This is a genomic window from Geobacillus sp. YF-1 (genome assembly GCF_052692335.1).
In genome coordinates this window covers 3437948-3458137 of record NZ_CP199850.1, presented here as the reverse complement: position 1 = coordinate 3458137, position 20190 = coordinate 3437948, and the positions used below count along the sequence as shown (strand labels likewise).

17 protein-coding genes are annotated in these 20190 nt (G+C 52.1%); 13 read left to right on the top strand and 4 right to left on the bottom strand.

All coding sequences use genetic code 11. The annotated features are described in order from the left end of the window. The 7 genes from walK (at position 1) to rlmH (ending at position 6997) form a co-directional block, all read left to right on the top strand. Positions 1-1830 (top strand): cell wall metabolism sensor histidine kinase WalK, encoded by a 1830-nt coding sequence (gene walK, locus ACTVIM_RS17100; protein WP_445613300.1) that lies wholly within the window; start codon positions 1-3, stop codon positions 1828-1830. Then, positions 1823-3154, top strand: coding sequence for a YycH family regulatory protein (locus ACTVIM_RS17095; RefSeq protein WP_445614382.1), 1332 nt, complete (start codon positions 1823-1825; stop codon positions 3152-3154). Before walK ends, ACTVIM_RS17095 begins: the two co-directional genes overlap by 8 nt. Beyond that, positions 3141-3923, top strand: coding sequence for a two-component system regulatory protein YycI (locus ACTVIM_RS17090; RefSeq protein ID WP_445613299.1), 783 nt, complete (start codon positions 3141-3143; stop codon positions 3921-3923). Before ACTVIM_RS17095 ends, ACTVIM_RS17090 begins: the two co-directional genes overlap by 14 nt. Positions 3924-3931: 8 nt before the next feature. Next, positions 3932-4726: an MBL fold metallo-hydrolase gene (locus ACTVIM_RS17085; protein ID WP_445613298.1), complete on the top strand. Its 795-nt coding sequence runs from the start codon at positions 3932-3934 to the stop codon at positions 4724-4726. Between the two features lie 105 nt (positions 4727-4831). Next, positions 4832-6052 carry a S1C family serine protease gene (locus tag ACTVIM_RS17080; protein WP_445613297.1) on the top strand — a complete coding sequence of 407 codons (1221 nt, stop codon included), beginning with the start codon at positions 4832-4834 and terminating at the stop codon, positions 6050-6052. Between the two features lie 232 nt (positions 6053-6284). Then, a complete protein-coding gene (locus ACTVIM_RS17075; RefSeq protein WP_081897153.1) occupies positions 6285-6434 on the top strand; it encodes a CxxH/CxxC protein in 150 nt (49 codons plus the stop codon). Between the two features lie 83 nt (positions 6435-6517). Then, positions 6518-6997, top strand: a complete 480-nt coding sequence (rlmH, locus tag ACTVIM_RS17070) for a 23S rRNA (pseudouridine(1915)-N(3))-methyltransferase RlmH (protein WP_445613296.1) — start codon at positions 6518-6520, stop codon at positions 6995-6997. Positions 6998-7118: 121 nt separating this feature from the next. Here rlmH and ACTVIM_RS17065 read toward each other — a convergent pair whose 3' ends face one another. Continuing rightward, entirely contained in the window at positions 7119-8357 is a 1239-nt protein-coding gene (locus tag ACTVIM_RS17065; protein WP_445613295.1) for a GGDEF domain-containing protein, read from the bottom strand. Between the two features lie 303 nt (positions 8358-8660). Here ACTVIM_RS17065 and ACTVIM_RS17060 point away from each other — a divergent pair, with 303 nt between their 5' ends. Then, positions 8661-9803: a glycerate kinase gene (locus ACTVIM_RS17060; RefSeq protein ID WP_445613294.1), complete on the top strand. Its 1143-nt coding sequence runs from the start codon at positions 8661-8663 to the stop codon at positions 9801-9803. Positions 9804-9903: 100 nt separating this feature from the next. Here the strand turns inward: ACTVIM_RS17060 and manA are convergent, their stop codons facing one another. Together manA and ACTVIM_RS17050 are read right to left on the bottom strand one after the other, a co-directional pair. Next, on the bottom strand, positions 9904-10866 hold the full coding sequence (gene manA / locus ACTVIM_RS17055; protein WP_033017892.1) for a mannose-6-phosphate isomerase, class I: 963 nt from the start codon (positions 10864-10866) through the stop codon (positions 9904-9906). A gap of 141 nt (positions 10867-11007) precedes the next feature. Then, complete coding sequence (locus ACTVIM_RS17050; protein ID WP_445613293.1) at positions 11008-12531, bottom strand: FAD-dependent oxidoreductase; 1524 nt, start codon at positions 12529-12531, stop codon at positions 11008-11010. Between ACTVIM_RS17050 and ACTVIM_RS17045 the strand changes: the two genes are divergently transcribed. Next, the gene (locus ACTVIM_RS17045; RefSeq protein ID WP_445613292.1) at positions 12530-12721 is read left to right on the top strand and encodes a hypothetical protein; all 192 of its coding nucleotides are present in this window, start codon (positions 12530-12532) and stop codon (positions 12719-12721) included. The genes ACTVIM_RS17050 and ACTVIM_RS17045 overlap by 2 nt on opposite strands. After that, positions 12718-14118 carry a transcriptional regulator gene (locus tag ACTVIM_RS17040; RefSeq protein ID WP_445613291.1) on the top strand — a complete coding sequence of 467 codons (1401 nt, stop codon included), beginning with the start codon at positions 12718-12720 and terminating at the stop codon, positions 14116-14118. The genes ACTVIM_RS17045 and ACTVIM_RS17040 overlap by 4 nt, the downstream gene beginning before the upstream one ends. A 531-nt stretch (positions 14119-14649) precedes the next feature. Here ACTVIM_RS17040 and ACTVIM_RS17035 read toward each other — a convergent pair. Next, on the bottom strand, positions 14650-16038 hold the full coding sequence (locus ACTVIM_RS17035) for an amino acid permease (protein WP_445613290.1): 1389 nt from the start codon (positions 16036-16038) through the stop codon (positions 14650-14652). Positions 16039-16268: 230 nt separating this feature from the next. Between ACTVIM_RS17035 and ACTVIM_RS17030 the strand changes: the two genes are divergently transcribed. The 3 genes from ACTVIM_RS17030 to qoxB all read left to right on the top strand — a co-directional run bounded on the left by ACTVIM_RS17030 (position 16269) and on the right by qoxB (position 20190). After that, complete coding sequence (locus ACTVIM_RS17030) at positions 16269-17009, top strand: TrmH family RNA methyltransferase (RefSeq protein ID WP_033017972.1); 741 nt, start codon at positions 16269-16271, stop codon at positions 17007-17009. A gap of 310 nt (positions 17010-17319) precedes the next feature. Further along, positions 17320-18225 carry a cytochrome aa3 quinol oxidase subunit II gene (qoxA, locus tag ACTVIM_RS17025; RefSeq protein WP_033017973.1) on the top strand — a complete coding sequence of 302 codons (906 nt, stop codon included), beginning with the start codon at positions 17320-17322 and terminating at the stop codon, positions 18223-18225. Positions 18226-18243: 18 nt separating this feature from the next. Further along, positions 18244-20190, top strand: a complete 1947-nt coding sequence (qoxB, locus tag ACTVIM_RS17020; RefSeq protein WP_033017977.1) for a cytochrome aa3 quinol oxidase subunit I — start codon at positions 18244-18246, stop codon at positions 20188-20190.

Sequence of the window (20190 nt, the reverse complement as noted above, 5' to 3'; positions counted from 1 at the left end):
ATGAAAAAAGTAGGGCCGTTTCGTTCCATTCATTTTAAGTTTGTCATCATTTATGTGCTGTTGATTCTCGTCGCCATGCAAATTATCGGCGTCTACTTCGTCCGCAAATTGGAAACCGAACTCGTGCAAAACTTTAAAAACTCGTTGAATGAGCGGGTGACGCTGCTCGCTTATAATATCGAGCAGGCGATGAATCGGGAGCGGGATGAGAAGAGCCCGACATTAGAAGAAGACATCCGCTCGCTTCTTCATGACTTCGTTTCTCAAGACATTTCCGAAGTACAAGTGATTGATGACAAAGGAAAAGTGCTGGCGACGTCCAACCCATATACGCAAAACATCGTCGGAAAGCGGACAACGCAAATTTACATCAAACGCTCGCTTGTCACGGGAGAAATGGTTGATCAAATGATGCTCGATCAAAAGACGGGCCATCGCATGTATATTTCCTCGACACCGATCAAAACGAGCGGGGAAATTAAGGGCGTTATTTACGTCATCGCTTCGATGGAAAACGTTTTTTCGCAAATGCGGCAAATCAATATGATTTTGGCGACCGGAACGGGGATCGCTCTCGCCATTACCGCCGTGCTCGGCATTTTTTTGTCGCGCACGATCACTCGCCCGATTTCCGATATGCGCCGGCAAGCATTGGCGATGACAAGAGGAGACTTCTCCCGCAAGGTCAAAGTGTACGGCTACGATGAGATCGGCCAATTGGCGATGACGTTCAACAATTTGACGAAAAAATTGCAAGAGGCGCAGGCGACCACCGAAGGGGAGCGGCGCAAGCTCGAGTCGGTGTTGACGCATATGACCGATGGCGTGATCGCGACCGACCGTCGGGGGCGCGTCATTCTCATTAACGATGCAGCGTTAAACATTTTGAATGTTTCACGTGAAACAGTGCTGTCGAGTTCGATCGTCGACGTGCTCGGCCTTGCCGACCAGTATACGTTTGAAACGCTGCTAGAGGAGCGCGATTCGCTCATTTTAGATTTCAGCACGGATGAGGAACTGTACATTTTGCGCGCGTCGTTGTCAGTGATTCAAAAAGAGGGCGGATTTGTCAACGGATTGATCGTCGTTTTGCACGACATTACCGAACAGGAAAAAATCGACCGCGAGCGACGGCAGTTTGTCGCCAACGTGTCGCATGAATTGCGGACGCCGCTTACCACAATGAAAAGCTACTTAGAAGCGCTCGCCGACGGCGCTTGGCAAGATAAAGACATCGCGCCAAGGTTCATTCAAGTCGTGCAAAATGAAACCGAGCGGATGATCCGGCTCGTCAACGATTTGCTTCATCTGTCCAAGCTCGACAGCAAAGACTACAAGCTCAAGAAAACGTGGATCAATTTTTCAGCCTATTTTCATAAAGTTATTGACCGGTTTGAGCTGACGAAAAGCGACAACATCCGGTTCGTCCGCAAAATTCCCCGTGAGGCGATTTTTATTGAAGTGGATGAGGACAAAATTACGCAAGTGTTGGACAACATCATTTCCAACGCGTTGAAATACTCTCCCCAAGGCGGGACGATTACGTTCCGCGTGCGCCAGCTAGCTGATGAAATCATCGTCAGCGTTAGCGACGAAGGGGTCGGCATTCCGAAGGCTGACTTAGGCAAAATATTTGAACGTTTTTACCGCGTTGATAAGGCGCGGTCGCGCAAACTGGGTGGGACCGGCCTCGGGCTGGCCATTGCCAAGGAAGTGGTGCTTGCCCATGGCGGGACGATTTGGGCGGAAAGCAAAGAGCATAAAGGAACGACGATTTATTTTACGCTGCCGGTAGAACGAGAACAAAAGGATGACTGGGACGATGTATGAGACGATCAAAACCATCGTGTTGACGGCGCTCGTATTCATCAGCGTGATGCTGACGTTTGCTTTATGGACATACCACCCGAAATATGACGTGTTGCAAAGCAGCGATGAATACATTCAACACGTCTCCGTAAGCAATACGCAAGTGGACACGGCAATGGTTGTGCAGCCGGAACAAGTGCTGATTCATAAAAACGGGATCCACTATGCGGTCGTGAAAGAAGAGGAAAAAAATGAGGCGCTAAAAGAGATCAAAAAATGGTCGCTTGATGACTTCGAAGATATTTCTTCTTCTGTCCCACAAGGGAAGTTTTTATCGTTTTTAAGCGGCAAGGAGCGGCTGGAAGTCATTTATCCCGACGAAGTGCCGATGGATATTTACCGCTTGATTTTTACGATTGAAGACAAAAAAACGGAAGGATTGGCGTTTGATCGTCTCGTTGTTCCGCTTGGCGGAAAGGACGAGTTTCCTGTATACTTTATCGCGACCGACAAGCGGAAAATTTACCGGGCGACCGCCACCGACGCTTCGCTATCCGTCATCAACCGGCTGGCGAGGGAGGCGAACCGTTTTCCTCGGTATTTCGCCTACCCGATCAGTGAAATGAAGCAACTTTATTTGCCGGAAAACGAAGTGACGTTAAACAGCCTGCAATATTACACAGATGAGCTGGACGCTGATAAGTTTAAAGAGGCGCTGTTTAGCGACCCCAGCTTCGTCAAAAAAGATCTCATTCCGTTCGGTGAAGAGTATACGGACGGATCAAGGCTGATGGATGTCGATTTTCTGCAACGCATGCTTTTATACGTCAATCCGGCGGCGCGCGTCTTAAACAGCGGACAGACAGAGCCGGAAACCCATCTCATTCAAAAAAGCATCGATTTTGTCAACGAACATGGCGGTTGGACGGATCTGTACCATTTCGCCCGCTGGAACGAAGAAGATCGGAAAGTCGTGTTCCGGCTCGTTGTCAACGGCTATCCGGTCTTTAACGATTATGGCATGTCTGAAATTGTGGAAACGTGGGGGGCGAGCGACTTAATGAAGTATCAACGCCCGCTCTTTCGCTTAGAAATCGTTGACCGTAGCCGCACGCCGAAAACGCTGCCGTCCGGCCGCGAAGCCGTCAAACAGCTCGAACAAATGAAAGGCGTCCGCCGGTCGCTGATCAAAAATATTGTCATCGGCTATGAGCTCGTGAAAGATCCCGATCGGGAAAAAGTGATCCGCCTTGAACCGGCATGGTTTTATTTATACGGGCAAACGTGGAAAAAGGTGGCACCGAGCGGAACGGAACGAGGAGGGGAAGCGCATGGATTGGAGTAAAACGAAGACCATTTTTATCATCGTCTTCCTCGTTCTCGACTGCTTTTTAGGCTATCAATTTATGGAAAAACGAAGTAGCAGCCAGCTGGACGTCATTTTAGAAACAACGATTGAAGAGCAGCTTGAGGCCAATGGCATTACGTATGTCGAGCTGCCAAAAGAAGTGACGAAGGCGGCGTATGTCAGCGGCAAAAGTCGTCAATTCACCGAGGCCGATGTGAAAAAGTTGCCGAGCCAAAAAGTGAAAATCGAAGGAAAAACGAAAATCAAAGGAACATTTTCCCGTCCGCTTGTTTTGCCGGTCGATGACCCGTATCGACTGCGCGAGTTTTTGCAGCATTACATGGTCAACGGGGGACAGTATGCCTTTTGGTCGTTCAATGAAAATGAAGGGACAGTTATCTGCTATCAAGTGTACGACGGCAAAATGATTTATGGCAACGAAAACAGCAAGCTGGTCATCCATGTAAACAAAGAACAGGAAGCATTGTCCTATGAACAGACGATGTTGGACGACTTGGAAAAATATGAACGAAAACAAGACATCGTCCCGGCGATCAAGGCGCTTGAAACGCTGTATCGAAAAGGGTATTTGCAGCCGGGGGACCGCGTCACTAAGGTCGAACTCGGCTATTACGGACTTGTCCAATTCACCGCCTCTCAAGTATTGACACCGACATGGCATATTGTTGTCAATCGCAAGGAAGATTATTTCGTCAACGCCTTTGAAGGACAAGTCATCAATGACCAAGGAAATGTTTTGGAGTGAAAACGAACATGACGATGCGATTTAGCGTACTGGCCAGCGGCAGCACCGGCAACGCCTTTTATGTGGAAACGGATCGCCAGCGTCTGCTTGTCGATGCCGGTTTGAGCGGCAAACAACTGGAGGCGCTGTTTGCGCAAATCGGCCGCCACCCAAGCGAACTGCATGCGCTTCTTGTCACCCATGAACATAGCGATCACATTAAGGGGCTTGGCGTCTTAGCGCGCAAATATCGCTTGCCGATCTTTGCCAATGAAAAAACATGGCGAGCGATGGAGGCGGCGGTTGGGGAAATCCCGAGTGAACAAAAGTTCGTTTTTCCGCTCGGCGCGGTAAAGACGTTCGGCGATCTTGATGTAGAATCATTCGGTGTTTCCCACGACGCTGCCGAGCCAATGTTTTACGTCTTCCATTGCGGTGGAAAAAAACTCGCCTTGCTCACCGACACCGGTTATGTGAGCGAGCGGATGAAAAAGACAGTGGAGAACGCCGATGTGTTCGTGTTTGAAAGCAACCATGACATCGGCATGTTGCGAATGGGAAGGTATCCGTGGAACGTCAAGCGCCGCATTTTAAGCGATGTCGGCCACATTTCGAACGAGGAGGCGGGCTTGGCGCTGGCCGATGTGATCGGCGACCGGACGAAGCAAATTTATTTGGCCCATCTGAGCCAAGACAACAATATGAAGGAGCTGGCGCGCATGACCGTAGCGCAAACACTGGAACAAAAAGGCCTCGCGGTCGGCGGCCGCTTTCATCTGTACGATACCGATCCGCATCAGGCGACCGCGCTCGCTTGCGTCTAATGGCGGTGCGACTTTGGCTGCGCAACGGGCAACGATTGGATTTTTTTCTCTGTTCATGATTATAATGAGGGATGGAGAGAAATATAGAAAAAGGTGGTGATGGGCATGGGATATTACGATGATCATTATGAATCGCACGGTCAAACGAGACGAACAAGGCGCGGCGGCTCGTTTGCCTCGGCGTTCGTCGGCGCCATACTGGGAGGCGGGCTCGTGCTCCTTTCGATTCCAGCGCTTTCCCGTTGGGACATTCTCCCATACGATGTTGCCCCTTCCGAGCAAGCTGGCGGAGAAGAGCGGGCAGGGGACAATGGCACCCCTCCCATCCAGCAAAGCGTTTCTGTTGATGTGACCACAGCGGTCACGAAAGCCATCGCTCAAGTGTCGGATGCCGTTGTTGGCGTTGTCAATATTCAAGCGGCAGGCTTCTGGTCACAAGGTGAAGAAACCGGCGTTGGATCGGGGGTCATTTACAAAAAGGCGGGAGGAAGGGCGTTTATCGTCACAAACCATCATGTCGTTGAAAATGCAAGCCAGCTGGAAGTCAGCTTGAAGGACGGAACGAGGGTGCCGGCGAAGCTGCTCGGGAGCGATGTACTGATGGATTTGGCCGTGCTGGAAATTGAGGCGAAACATGTGAAAAAAGTCGCCCAGTTCGGCAACTCTGACGCCGTGAAGCCGGGAGAGCCGGTCATCGCCATCGGCAATCCGCTCGGTTTGCAGTTTGCAGGCTCAGTGACGCAAGGCATCATCTCCGGAACGAACCGGACGGTGGAAGTGGATTTGGACCAAGACGGCAATCCCGACTGGAATGCCGAAGTATTGCAGACCGATGCGGCCATCAACCCGGGCAACAGCGGCGGCGCCCTTGTGAATATTAAAGGGCAAGTCATCGGCATTAATTCCATGAAAATCGCCCAAGAGGCCGTCGAGGGCATCGGATTTGCCATCCCGATCAATGCCGCCATCCCGATCATTTCCGATTTGGAGCGATATGGTCAAGTGCGCCGCCCATATATGGGCGTGGAACTTCGCTCGTTAAGCGACATTCCGTCATATCATTGGCAAGCGACGCTTCATTTGCCGGCAAACGTAACCGAAGGTGCCGCCGTCATTCAAGTCGTGCCGATGTCGCCAGCGGCCCAAGCCGGCTTGCAGCAATTCGACGTCATTGTGGCGCTTGACGGCGAGAAGATTCGCAACGTGCTCGATCTGCGCAAGTATTTGTACACGAAAAAGTCGATTGGAGACCGGATGGATGTAACGTTTTACCGCGATGGGAAAAAACGGACAGTTACTTTAAAACTGGCGCGTGAATCGTATTAAAGTAAACAAGGCAGAAGGAGCGAGACTGCTCCTTCTTTCCGTGAAAACGCCGAACTGGTGCGGATTTTCATCCCTAGGTGGAGGGCGGGGCGCGCCGCCCATGGAACGTTTCTGTGAAAATGCCGCGCTGGCACGGTCGAGGGCAGATCGCTGCGCATGGAACTTTTCCATGAACGAACCGGTTGGCTGGCACGGATTCCTGCTCATAAACGGGCGATAAGGAGGGGAAGCGATGATATTCACATGTGAAGAACATATCGATGCCGCCATTGATGAATATGTGGATGAAACGGAACGAGCCCCTGACTTGGCCCCTGTGGATAACGATGAAAACAGGTGTTGGTTTTGCGGGAAGAAGGCCATATATGTAGTAGGAAGCTAATATTTTTACACAATATGTGGATATATATTGTGTATATGTGGATAAATGTTGTTGATAAAGTGTTTACAAGGTGGGGATGGATTGTGCATATTTGCATTGCCGCTGTGGGTAAGTTGAAAGAGACTTACCTAATTGCCGGAGTGAATGAATATAAAAAGCGGTTATCCCCGTATGCCAAAATCGAGATCATCGAGGTGGCGGACGAAAAAACTCCCGAGCGGGCGAGTCCGCTTGAAGAGGAACGAATCAAAGAGCGAGAGGGAGAGCGGCTGTTGGCTCACATCCCTGACAGCGCCTATGTGATCGCGCTGGCTATCGCAGGGAAGATGAAATCGTCCGAGCAGTTTGCTGCCCATCTCGATGAGCTGGCGACCTACGGGCAAAGCAACATCGCTTTCGTCATCGGCGGCTCGCTCGGCTTGAGCAGACGAGTGATGGCGCGTGCCGATGAGGCGCTGTCGTTTTCAAAAATGACGTTCCCCCATCAGCTGATGCGGCTCATTTTGCTCGAGCAAATTTACCGCGCCTTCCGCATCAACCGGGGGGAGCCGTACCATAAGTAAGACAGATCGCTTCGTAAACAAAGCGGGCTGAGCTCGGCGTTCGCCCTGGGTGATAGCCGGGTTTTTCGCTTGTTCCGGTTGACCGGTACGCTGGCGAGGGGACGGAAAAGGAGCGGCCTGACTAGGCAGCTCCCCCACATTGGGCAGACACTTTGTTTTTGCCGCTTTCTTTTGAGCGAAGCAATAAATGATCGGCATAAATGTACGCCTTTTCGATTGACATCGTCCCCTCGGCTCGAAAAAAGTAAAGACCAAAGGACGATGTATACGATACGGTCTGTTTGCCCGTCCCATAATCGACAAACACCGTGCTGCGTTGCACCGCTTTTCGCATTTCTTCCACAAGTTGGATGCATTGTTCAAAGGTGCGATGGCGCAAAAACATCGTAAATTCCTCGCCGCCGCTGCGGAATAGAAAATCTTCTTCTTGCAAAAATCGTCTCAAGATTGAGGTGAAGTGGCGGATGACTTCATCGCCGACCGCGTGATTGTATGTGTCATTAATTCTCTTAAAATTGTCGATGTCGGCGACGACAACGCCGATCCATTCCCCTGTTCCGTTTAGCTTGGCAATCGTTTGGTCCATGAAGGCGCGGTTGTGGACGCCGGTCAAAAAGTCGGTATAAGCCATTTTTTCAAAATGGTCGCGCTCGAGCTTATGCTGGATGCTTTGTGACTTGGAAAAAAAGGAGCGGCTGACGAAATAGTTGAGCAGAAACAAGCTTAAAAGCATGTCCCAGCGCTGCTCTTGCAAAAAGAGAAACAGCAAGCCATTGGTCAGCGCGGTTTTAGCCATATCAGCCCAGCTTCTCGTTTTAATAAAATCGAGAGCTTCGCGCCTTGTTTGAATGTCGCCCGTTATGTAGAAAATGACGATTAAGCAACAGTCAGTCAAGAAGGAAACGGTCGCAACAAGCAGGAAGATCAGCAGCCAAAATCCGATGAACGGAACGGTCTCAAACAGTGGAGCCAAGAAGCTGTATATGGCAAATGCCAGCGAATTGAATGTCACAAACGAGCCGATGTTGTACAGCGTGTGCAGCCATTCATCAGGCTCCGCGGTTTTCAAGTACTTTTTCGTCCCATGCTCTGTCAAGCGAAGCAACACCTCGAACAGAAACAGTCCGAGCGGGCCGGCAAACAAGGCGAACGACAGGCTATAGTTGATGCCGTAGTCGACCGGAATGTTGTTTTTCGTTTTGTCGACGACGCGCAAATGCGAATATAAGCTCGAAAACACCCAGTAAAACAACAAGGCAACGGCATAAGTGCGATCAAGGACGGGCGGCTCGGACACAGCAACGATGATGATCGAAACGAAAAAAAGGATGAAAATCACTGGTCGCGCTTGAAATAACATCTCAACTCTCTCCTATGATCTGACCTCTGACAACTTTTGTGCTGGCGAAACAACGCCAAAGAAAAGGATGGCCAACCACCATGGCAGCGCGTTCCCGGTCACCGTTTGAGCGGCGGCAGGCGGCAGCGGGCGGTGAAGACGGCGCCCAAAGGCATGAATATGTTCTTATTTGGAACAAACAAACGAGCAGTTAAGTCTATTATAGTACTATATACATAATTGTGAAAATAGACAAAATGGCATTGTTTTTCGACTTTTTTCGCGAAATTTGACATGAACACCAAAGCCAAGGAGGGGAAAAATGTGAAAATTGTCATTGCTCCTGATTCATTTAAGGAAAGTCTTTCAGCGCTCGAAGTCGCTGAGGCGGTGGAGCGCGGGTTTCGCGCCGTGTTTCCGGAAGCGGACTATGTGAAAGTGCCGATGGCCGATGGCGGGGAAGGAACCGTACAATCGTTGGTTGACGCAACGAATGGCCGCTTGATAAACGTCGAAGTGACAGGACCGTTAGGCGACCCTGTGCCGGCGTTTTTCGGCTTGCTTGGCGACGGAAAGACAGCGGTGATTGAAATGGCGGCCGCCTCGGGACTCCACCTTGTTCCGCGCCATCGCCGCAATCCGCTGCTGACGACGACGCGCGGAACAGGGGAATTACTTCGTGCGGCGCTCGATGCCGGGGCGACTCGCTTGGTGATCGGCATTGGCGGCAGTGCGACGAACGACGGGGGAGCGGGCATGGTGCAAGCGCTAGGTGGACGGCTGTTGGATCGCGACGGCCGCGACATTGGTCCGGGAGGAGGCGCTTTGGCCGATCTATATGCGATTGACCTTTCTGGGCTGGATCCACGCCTTGAACACGTTTGCATTGAGGTTGCTTGTGACGTCGAGAATCCGCTTACGGGGCCGAACGGCGCGTCCGTCATCTTTGGCCCGCAAAAAGGGGCGACGCCCGACATGGTCGCCGTTCTCGACCGGAATTTGGCGCATTATGCGGATGTCGTCGAGCGCGAACTCGGGAGGCGGGTCGGCGACATCCCGGGCGCTGGTGCGGCGGGTGGCTTAGGAGCGGGATTGCTGGCGTTTCTAAAGGCGCGGTTGAGGCGCGGCGTCGATATTGTGATCGAAGCCGTCCAACTAGCAGAACGCGTCAAAGACGCTGATTTGGTGATCACGGGCGAGGGACGGATCGATGGACAGACGGTTTTCGGCAAAACGCCGATCGGTGTCGCGAAAACAGCGAAACGGTTTGGTGTCCCAGTCATCGGCATTGCCGGGTCATTGGGGGAAGACAGTCATGTCGTGTTGGATCACGGCATTGACGCATTGTTTACGATTGTTCCTGGCGTCGTGCCGCTTGACAAGGCGCTGGAGCAGGCGGAGCAGTATGTGGTGCAGACGGCGCGACACATCGCTGCGGTGTATCGTCTTGGCCAAAGCAGAGGATGAGGACTAGGGAAAAAAGAAAGCAGGCGCCCGTGCGAAACGACGGAGCGCCTGTTCCTTATCCAGCAGAGAGATCGTGCTAGGCGCGGCGAGCACGGCCCGTTTATTTGCCTGCCCGCGGCCATGAGGCGATCGCCTCGAGTGTCCCTTGGATCGTGAAGCGGCCAAATTGGTGCGGTAAAATCAAATGGTCCCCGTGGTGAAGCGGATAAGCGCGCCCATTGTGGATGAGTTCGCCTTCGCCCCGGAGGATGCTGACGATGAGAAACGGCTTTGTCTGCGCTGACGTGAACGTGTCATGGATGTTCCATTTTTGGACGCCAAAGTAATCCCCCTCCACGAAGGTCGTCACCGTTGCCCCCGGAAACTCGGCGACATAGGGGCGAACATCGGCGTCGCGGTGCGGAACCGTGGTGACGTCCAGCGCTTTTTCCAGATGGAGTTCGCGTTTCCGTCCTTGGCTGTCGACGCGGTCGTAGTCATAGACGCGGTACGTTGTGTCGGAGCTTTGTTGCGTCTCGAGAACGAGCGTTCCTTCGCAGAGCGCATGGATCGTGCCGCTCGGGACATAGAAAAAGTCACCGGGCTGAATGGGCACTTTCCGGAGCAGGCGGTCCCACTCCCCCGCCTCCATCATGGCGCGCAGCTGTTCCTTCGTTTCCGCATAATGGCCGTAAATCAACTCGGCCCCCGGCTTGCAGTCAATGATGTACCAGCACTCCGTTTTGCCGAGTTCCCCGCCCTCATGTGTCTTCGCGTAGTCGTCATCCGGGTGAACTTGCACTGATAAATCAGCGTTCGCATCCAAAATTTTTGTCAATAGCGGAAAACGGTCCGATGGAAAATGGCCGAACAAGTCGCGGCGTTCCTCCCAAAGTTGTCCCAGTGTGATTCCGGCAAACGATCCCCGGGCGATTTTGGTCTGGCCATGCGGATGAGCCGATACCGCCCAACATTCCCCCGTTTGCGCGGATGGAATCTCATATCCGAATCGTTCGGCCAACTTTGTGCCGCCCCAAATCCGTTCTTGGAATACAGGAGTGAGAAAAATCGGTTCAAAATCCATGCGTCATCCCTCCCGAAAACGTCATGCCGATGCCGTCCTTTATCCATTTTTATCTTACCATGAATGGCGCCAGCAGCAAATGAAAACGGTAAGCTCGTTGGACTGCAGGGCATGCGTGAATCGGGATCGGCTTTCCATTTGTCATGTCGCGTCCCATTCGATGCGGCGCAGCGGGCGCGTTGCCGGACCTTCGATGACGGCGCCATCGACCGAGAAGCGTGAACCGTGACATGGGCAGTCCCAAGTTCGATCTCCGCCGTTCCACTCCAATTCGCAGCCCATATGGGTGCATGTCGTATCGACGACATGGAGCATTCCTGCCTCGTCTTTGTAGGCGCCAGCTCGTTTTCCGTTGATCGCGACAACGGCCCCTTCGCCGCGCGCCAAATCTTGCGGCCGGCGGCTGACTGGCTCCATTTTCCCAGCCAACAAGTGTTTGGCGACATCTAAATTGGTGGTGAAAAATTGTTTCACACTCGGGTCGGCGTAAAAACGCGATGGGGAATACAAATCGCGATACCGGTTGTCGCGGCCGAGAATGAGATCGGACAGCAGCTGTCCGGCGGCGGTGCCGTTTGTCATTCCCCATTTTCGATATCCTGTCGCGACATAAATCGTCGGTGTGTCCGCTGTCATCGGGCCGATATACGGCACTTTATCGAGCGTCGTCAAGTCTTGGGCTGACCAGCGATAACGGATGTCCTTCACCGTAAACAGCTGAGAAGCGAATGAGGACAGCGCCTCGTAATGATGTATTGTCGGTACACCTTGGCCGGTTTTATGGTTCTCGCCCCCGATCAAAATCAGCGTCTCACCGTTGGCGGCAACGGAACGAATGGAGCGCTTCGGATCGTCGGCGCTTAAGTACATCCCGCCCGGATACGGCTCGGCGACCGTGACTCCCAATACGTATGAACGTTCGGCGTACATGCGCGAAAAGTAAAATCCCCCATCGTAAAACGGAAAGTGGGAGCAAATAGCGACATGGTCGCACGCAATCCGCCGCTTGTTTCGGGTGATGACAGCCAACCGCTTCCCTTGTTCGATGTCTGCAGCGGGCGTATGTTCATAAATGGCGCCACCGGCGTTGACGATGACTTCAACAAGCTTGAGTAAATACGTAAGCGGATGGAACTGCGCCTGTTTTTTCATTACGACCGCCGCTGTCGCTGGCAGCGGCAGAGGAATCGAATCGACAAAAGCACCCTCAATGCCGAGCCGTTCGTACGCCTCCCACTCTTTCACAAGTTTGGGTAAAGAGGAGGAAGACGTTGTATAGACGTAGGCATCTTGTTCGCCAAAATCGCAATCGATTTCCCGGCTTTCGACGGTAAGGCGGATGAAGCGGAGCGCATCCATGCAAGCGTCGTAATAAAGGCGCGCTTTTTCCGCGCCAAAGTGACTGATCAGTTCATCGTAAATAAGATCGTGTTGAGCGGTGATTTTTGCCGTCGTATGGCCCGTTGTTCCGTTGAGCAATCGATCGGCCTCGACAAGAGCGACACGGACTCCTTGCGTGGCGAGCAAATAAGCGGTCGTAATTCCGGAAATGCCGCCGCCGATCACCGCAACATCAACGGAAATGTCTTCGTCAAGCGTTGAGAACGACGGAAGCGGAACGGAATCGCGCCAGTATGGTTCCACAGCTGAAGGAAGAGATGACATGGATGAAACCTCCTTGACTGTCCACAGTCTCGTTTTTGGTAGTTTGCTCTCGGTTATGGCGCGTTATTCCACCTATCCACACCCGTTTCTTTTTTCGCAACCGTCCGCAACGGCGGGAAAAGATGATACAATAGAAAGAAAAGAGAAAAAAGATTTTGCGAAAATAATGTTAAAGGAAGATCAGAAGTGAATAAATATACAAACCCGTTTCATGATCGCGCCCATTCATGGGCCGACAGTCTGATTTTGGAACATTACAGCGTAAGCGAGCTCAACTTTGAGACCGTCAATCACTATCGGGAGCGGTTTGCGCGGGTGAAGCCCGACCATCCGTGGAACGGCCTCGAGACAAAAGAATTTTTATACAAAATCGGAGCGTGGGGCAAACTGCGCGACAGCAGCAAAGAAGGGTTGACCCTCGCCGGATTGTTGATGTTCAGTGAAGAGCGGATCATCACCGAGGTGCTCCCGCAGTACTTTTTGGAGTATCGGGAGCATGCGGAGCGGGCGGAAGCCGGTTGGACGAAGCGCTTCACCTCGCAGGACGGAACGTGGTCGGGAAACGTCTACGATTTTTATTTTCGCGTGCTCGCTGAAGCGGAGCGCCACGTTTGGTCAGAAGAAGGGCGGATGGTGCTGCGGGAGGCGTTGGTCAACGCGCTTGTCCATGCGGATTATGGGGAGGAAGGCGGCATCATCGTAGAGAAGGACGGCGCTTCGTTTCGCTTTGCTAATCCCGGGCGGTTTCGCATTCCGATTGAGGCGGCGATGGCTGGGCAAATGAGCAACTTGCGCAACCCGAATATTTTTAAAATGTTTTTGCTGATCGACGTGTGCAAACGGGCCGGCTCCGGTTTGAAACGGATGAGTGACGGCTGCGGACGGACGCTCGCCGCTCCGGTCGATATTTCGCAACAAACCGCTCCCGACCGGACGATCGTGACACTATGCTTGTTGCCGTTTCCAGAAGAAACGAGCGCCACAATTGAAACAGGGATAGACGAAGTTGTGCAACAGATCGAACAAGAATGGATGGAATCAGGCGAGTTGGCTCGCGATGAAAACTTCGTAAATAACACTCCCAACTCCGTAACTAAACCGCTCAACTTCGTTAATAACGAACTAAACTACGTAAATAGCGGACCTAACTCCGTAAGCAAGGCCGAAAACTCCGTAAATAGCGATGCCGACTCCATGAATATCTCGCCCAACCCCGTAACTAAACCGCCCAACTCCGTAAACAGTGCGCTCGACTTCGTAAGTAACGAAATCGGCATCGGCGGTATGGATGAAGAAGAAGAGGCGGTTGATGAACGGTTGTGGAAGATGGCGGAATTGGCGCGGCGAAAAAAGCGGCTCGCCCCAGCGGTGATGGAGGAATTGATCGTTCGTTTATGCCATGAACGGCCGCTTCGTTTAAAAGAACTGGCGGCGCTGTTGGAGCGAACGCCGGACGGGCTGCGCAACAACTACTTAGGGAAACTATTAGAGGAAGGAAAAATTCGTCTCCAATATCCGGATCAGCCCAATCACCCGCGTCAGGCGTACATCGGAGCCGACAAGAAGCAACTTGGTCGGCATGAGTGAGAAAACCAGACCGATGTGCCGGAAGAAGGTTGAAAATCGGATCGGTCGGTGAACGATTGGAAAGGAACGAAAAAGCCGACAAGTGCCGCCGGTGGCAACAACTCATCGTCTTGGAAACGAAAGCGTCGATCGCGCAAACGAAGTGTAAGAAAAGCGAAAAGGAGAGGGTGTCCCAAAAGGATCGGGATACCCTCTTTCGTTGCTATATACGTGCTGACTGCTTCTGTTGCACGACATGTTGTGTCTATCGTGAAAATACCTGCCATTCGAACATCGGCAAAGGGATTTTTCATCCTTCTGATGGTGACGAAATTGGTTCATCAAGGAAGTTATCTTGAAGACAGTCAACCTTTTGGACCAAGCTTTCCTCTCATTGCTAATATACAGCGGCTGCTGCACGGCATGTGGTGACTATTTTGAGAACAGTCAACCGTTTTGGTCAGTCTCGTTTTTCTGAATGATGCCGGCGAAACGGTCGGCGCTACGATCTCCGTCTGTCCAAGGAGGCCGTTCGAGGGGGCGTTTCGTTTTTCAGCCGGCTTGTTTTTTCGATTCACGGCTGTGCTGACGACGATGCATGCCTTTTGCGAAATATACTGCTGTCAAGAGAAGGAGCCAGGCCGGACCAACCAATAAAGCGATGCGTGTATCCGGGAAGTATGCCATCAAGGCGACCACCGCGAGCAAAAAGGCCAACGAGACGTACGAGCTGTACGGATAAAACGGCAGCTTGAACGCGAGCCGCTTCACTTGTTCGGCGTTGAGCTGCTTGCGGAACTTCAGCTGCGACAGCAAAATCATCGCCCACGTCCAAATCGCGCCAAATGTCGCCACGCTTGTCACCCATTGAAACACTTTTTCCGATACATAGTTCAAGTAAACGCCGACCAGCATCGCCACGGCGGTGACAATCAAGGCAACGCCGGGAATGCCGCGGCTCGTTAGGCGGCCAAACGCCTGTGGGGCCTCTTGTTGTTCGGCGAGGTTAAACAGCATTCGGCTCGTGCTGAAAATGCCGCTGTTGCACGACGACAGGGCGGCCGTTAGGACGACAAAGTTAATGATGCCAGCCGCGGCGTGAATGCCGATTTTTTCAAATGTCAGCACAAACGGGCTCCCTTTTTCGCCGATTTCGTTCCAAGGATAAATGGACATGATGACAAACAGGGCGCCGACATAGAAGATCAAGATGCGCCAAAAAACGCTGTTGATCGCTTTGGTCAATGATTTTTGCGGGTTTTTGACTTCGCCGGCGGTGACGCCGATCATTTCGATGCCTAGATAGGCGAACATCACCATTTGTAGTGACATCAAAACGCCGCTGATTCCATGCGGGAAAAAGCCGCCATGTTTCCAAAGGTTGCTGATGCCGGTGGCAACGCCCCCGTTGCCGATACCAAAAGCAATCATGCCAAAACCAATGACAATCATGGCAACGATCGTGACAATTTTGATGAAAGCAAACCAAAACTCAAACTCCCCGTAGGCTTTGACAGCAAGAAAGTTGACCAATGTCATGACCATTAATGCCGCCAGCGCCCACACCCAGCGCGGCGTGTCTGGAAACCAAAATTGCATGTAAATGCCGACGGCAGTGATTTCCGCAATGCACGTAACGACCCATAAAAACCAATAATTCCAGCCGGTCAAGTAGCCGGCCAGCGGGCCTAAATATTGGTAAGCGTAGCGGCTGAATGAGCCGGCGACCGGATGGTCAACGGCCATTTCCCCTAGCGCGCGCATAATGAAAAACATGACGACACCGCTTAGCGCATAAGCGAGTAAAATCGCCGGGCCCGCCATTTCAATCGCCGAGGCCGAGCCAAGGAACAGGCCGACGCCGATGGCGGCGCCGAGCGACATCAGTGAGATATGCCGTTCTTCCAATCCGCGATGCAATTGCGGCTGTTTTTGTTCCATTTCTTTTCCCTCCTTAAAACTAAGAATAGCAAAATCATTTTCTAAAAAATGATTATTAAAACGCTTACAATAAAATATTAATTGATATAATAACTATTTGTAAACGGGCAATGGTTTCTAATTGATATTTAAAAAATAGTTTGAATAATATTTAAAAATAATGGAATTGCGCCCTTCGCGCCCTCTTTTGTACAATGGAAAACACAAAAAGAGAAGCGGAGGTTAGGCAGATGGAAGAACGGGAGGCGAAGGTGATCGTTGAACAGCTCCAAAAAGAAGGGCTGCTCACCGAATCGACGCGCCCGGTTTGGGAAATGATTTTGCCGCGTCGGCTTCAGCGGATGCATGAGGTGCTGAACAAGCGCACCCGCTACATTACCGTGATGATGGAGGCGGTTGACGATCCGCACAATCAGGCTGCGGTGCTGCGGACGGCGGAAGCGTTTGGCGTCCAAGATGTTTCCATTGTAGCCGGAAGGGCGCCGTTTGCTCCGAACCGGCTTGTGACGCGCTATGCCGATCAATGGTTGACGTTGCATCAAAAGCCGGATGTGCAAACGGCGGTCGCCGACTTGAAACAGCGCGGCTATCAAGTGTACGCAAGCTATTTGGGCGATGGAGCGGTTCCGCTCTCCGCCATCGATTTGTCGCGGCCGACGGCGCTGCTGTTTGGCAACGAGCACCGCGGCGTGTCGGAAGAGGCGCTTCGCCTAGCGGACGGAACGTTTGTCATTCCGATGCACGGGTTTGTGCAAAGCTTTAATATTTCCGTCGCCGCCGCGTTGGCGCTCTATGATGTCACGGAACGGGCGCGCCGCCAAGTCGGTGAGCGCTACTATTTGTCGTTTGAGGAGAAACGGGCGCTTTATGAACAATGGATGTGGCAGACGTTGCAGCCGCGCATCCGCAAACAGCTGGAACAACGAGGATATACGATGGGGAAAGGCGGACAGCCGGGTTCCTTTCAGTAAGGATACCCGGCTGTTTTGCTTTGGACGGCCTCTGCATTTGTCCTGTTCGCGTTGGGAAATTGCCCATATAAGGCACGGGAGGAAAACGGCTGTTCAAGTTTGTCCGCCTTTCCCATGTTGCCTAATAGAGGAAAAGAAGTGGCGATTTCTTGAACAATGATTGAACAGTTTGTGACAAATGTTTTGCTGATTTATGAATTTTTCCTTTTGTTCATTTCAACGATTTTCAATTTTGATATGGTAGAAACAAAGAAGAAGTGACATCGAATCGCTCTGTTTGATCGGAGCGGATAAAGGGGGATTGACAGCGATGAAACGGGCAAAATGGCGGGCGTTGCTGATGGTGCCGCTTTTCCTTTTTCTTGGAGGCTGTGTGGAGCGCACAGCTGTGCTCAATCCGCAAGGGCCGGTGGCGCGCACGCAGTATGATTTGATCATGTGGTCGATCGGTTTTATGTTGTTGATTATTGTGGTTGTTTTTACGTTGTTTGCCGTTTTTCTGATCCGTTATCGCGAAAAGCCGGAAAACGCTGATTATGAGCCGCCGGATGAGGAAGGGAATACGCTGCTTGAGATCGTCTGGACGGCCATTCCGATTTTGATTGTCGCTGCACTCGCTGTTCCGACGGTGAAGGCGACGTTTGCCTTGGAAAAGCCGCCGACGGAGAAAGTGAAGCCGATCACGATTCATGTAACGGCGGCAAACTGGAAGTGGATTTTCAGCTATCCGGAAGAAAACATCGAGACGGTCAACTACGTTCATATTCCAGCCGGTGTGCCGGTCAAGTTTAAGCTGACTTCCGTCGGGCCGATGAACTCGTTTTGGGTGCCGGAATTGGGCGGCCAAAAATACGCGATGGATGGCATGGAGACCGAGCTGATTTTGCAAGCGGACAAACCCGGTTCTTACATGGGGCGGAGCGCCAACTTTTCCGGGGAAAAGTTCGCCCATATGGAGTTTGAGGTCGTCGCGCAAACGGGAGCTGACTTCCGCAAATGGGTGAAGGAAGTGAAACAAACTGCACCGAAGCTCGATGAGAAAACATATACGCAAATTTTAAAACCGGGGCTTGTTGGGCGGATGACGTTTTCGAACACCCACTTGGAGTGGATTGACCATGCCAAGCAAAACAGCCACCATGAAAACGGTCATTCGAAGGGTCGCGAGCATCAACGGGATGACGGCATGTCTGAAGGCCACCATCACGGAGAGTAGGAAAGGAGGAGCGAACCGATGAAGTGGAGCGAGTTTTTTGTCACCGGTGAGCCGCTCATTTATGCGGCCGATGTGGCGATCGTTTTAACGATGATCGGCATTGTGTTTGTATTGACGTACTTTAAAAAGTGGAAATGGCTGTGGGACGAATGGCTTACGACCGTTGACCATAAAAAAATCGGGGTTATGTACATTATTTGCGCCGTCCTCATGCTGTTCCGCGGCGGCGTCGATGCGCTTTTGATGCGGGCGCAGCTGACCGCTCCGAACATGAAATTTCTTGATGCCCAGCACTATAATGAAATTTTCACGACGCACGGGACGATTATGATTTTGTTTATGGCCATGCCGTTTATCATCGGTTTGATGAACATCGTCGTTCCGCTGCAAATCGGGGCGCGCGACGTCGCGTTTCCGTATTTGAACGCGTTGAGTTTTTGGCTCTTTTTCTTCGGGGCGTTGCTGTTTAACATTTCGTTCGTCATCGGCGGATCGCCGGATGCTGGATGGACGGCGTACTTCCCGTTGGCCGGGAACGAATTCAGCCATGGCGTCGGCAACAACTACTACGCCGTTGCCTTGCAAATTTCCGGGATCGGGACGCTCATGACCGGGATCAACTTCCTTGTCACGATTTTAAAAATGCGCGCGCCCGGCATGACGTTGATGCGCATGCCGATGTTTACGTGGACGATTCTTATTACGTGCGTGCTCATTATTTTCGCTTTCCCGGTTTTGACGGTCGCCTTGGCGCTAATGACGTTCGATCGCGTATTTGGCACGCAGTTTTTCACGATGGCCAACGGCGGTATGTCGATGCTGTGGGCGAACTTGTTCTGGATTTGGGGCCACCCGGAAGTGTATATCGTGATTTTGCCGTCGTTCGGCATTTTTTCGGAAGTCGTCAGCACGTTTGCGCAAAAACGGCTGTTTGGCTATAAAGCGATGGTCGGTTCGATCGTCGGGATCGCTTTCTTGAGCTTTATCGTTTGGGTGCACCATTTCTTTACAATGGGTGCGGGCCCTGCGGTGAATTCAGCGTTCTCGATCACTACGATGGCGATCGCCATTCCGACCGGGGTGAAAGTGTTTAACTGGCTGTTTACGATCCGTAAAGGAAAAATTCGGTTTACGACGGCGATGCTTTGGTCGCTGGCGTTTATTCCGAATTTTGTCATCGGCGGTGTGACAGGGGTGATGCTGGCGATGGCGGCAGCCGATTACCAATATCATAACAGCTATTTTCTCATCGCCCACTTCCATTACGTGTTGATCGCGGGGACGGTGTTCGCCTGCTTTGCCGGCTTGCACTACTGGTATCCGAAAATGTTTGGCCATATATTGAACGAGCGGCTCGGCAAATGGACGTTTTGGCTGTTTATGATCGGCTTTAACGTCTGCTTCTTCCCGATGTATTTCCTCGGGCTGATGGGGATGACGCGCCGCATGTACACGTACTCGGACGGTCTCGGCTGGACGCCGCTGAACGTTGTCGCGACCGTTGGGGCGGTGCTGATGGGCATCGGGTTTATCGTGCTTTGCTATAACATTTATTACAGCGCGCGCTACGGCGAGCGCGACATGACCGGCGACCCGTGGAACGGGCGGACGCTCGAGTGGGCGACGGCATCGCCGCCGGTGCATTACAACTTCCCGGTGACGCCGGTGGTGGAAGATATCGATGCATATTGGGTGATGAAGAAAAAATATGGCGGCTTCCACGTGAAAGAAGAGGACTTGAAGCCGATCCATATGCCAAGCAACTCGGGACGGCCGTTTTGGATGTCGGTGGCGTTTTTCGTCGCCGGATTCGGCCTTGTGTTCAAATGGTTTGCGCTAGCGATAGCAGGTGCGCTGTTCATTGTGCTCGGATTGATTCTCCGCTCGTTTGAAGACGATGACGGCTACTATATTCCGGTTGATGAGATTAAACGGATGGAACGGGCGGCGCGAAAGGGGGCGTAA

Excerpts from the sequence above, each read along its gene's own strand:
- walK (WP_445613300.1), top strand. The coding sequence starts at position 1 with ATGAAAAAAGTAGGGCCGTTTCGTTCCATTCATTTTAAGTTTGTCATC.
- ACTVIM_RS17095 (WP_445614382.1), top strand. The coding sequence starts at position 1,823 with ATGTATGAGACGATCAAAACCATCGTGTTGACGGCGCTCGTATTCATC.
- ACTVIM_RS17090 (WP_445613299.1), top strand. The coding sequence starts at position 3,141 with ATGGATTGGAGTAAAACGAAGACCATTTTTATCATCGTCTTCCTCGTT.
- ACTVIM_RS17085 (WP_445613298.1), top strand. The coding sequence starts at position 3,932 with ATGACGATGCGATTTAGCGTACTGGCCAGCGGCAGCACCGGCAACGCC.
- ACTVIM_RS17080 (WP_445613297.1), top strand. The coding sequence starts at position 4,832 with ATGGGATATTACGATGATCATTATGAATCGCACGGTCAAACGAGACGA.
- ACTVIM_RS17075 (WP_081897153.1), top strand. The coding sequence starts at position 6,285 with ATGATATTCACATGTGAAGAACATATCGATGCCGCCATTGATGAATAT.
- ACTVIM_RS17065 (WP_445613295.1), bottom strand. The coding sequence starts at position 8,357 with ATGTTATTTCAAGCGCGACCAGTGATTTTCATCCTTTTTTTCGTTTCG.
- manA (WP_033017892.1), bottom strand. The coding sequence starts at position 10,866 with ATGGATTTTGAACCGATTTTTCTCACTCCTGTATTCCAAGAACGGATT.
- ACTVIM_RS17045 (WP_445613292.1), top strand. The coding sequence starts at position 12,530 with ATGGATGAAACCTCCTTGACTGTCCACAGTCTCGTTTTTGGTAGTTTG.
- ACTVIM_RS17050 (WP_445613293.1), bottom strand. The coding sequence starts at position 12,531 with ATGTCATCTCTTCCTTCAGCTGTGGAACCATACTGGCGCGATTCCGTT.
- ACTVIM_RS17035 (WP_445613290.1), bottom strand. The coding sequence starts at position 16,038 with ATGGAACAAAAACAGCCGCAATTGCATCGCGGATTGGAAGAACGGCAT.
- ACTVIM_RS17030 (WP_033017972.1), top strand. The coding sequence starts at position 16,269 with ATGGAAGAACGGGAGGCGAAGGTGATCGTTGAACAGCTCCAAAAAGAA.
- qoxA (WP_033017973.1), top strand. The coding sequence starts at position 17,320 with ATGAAACGGGCAAAATGGCGGGCGTTGCTGATGGTGCCGCTTTTCCTT.
- qoxB (WP_033017977.1), top strand. The coding sequence starts at position 18,244 with ATGAAGTGGAGCGAGTTTTTTGTCACCGGTGAGCCGCTCATTTATGCG.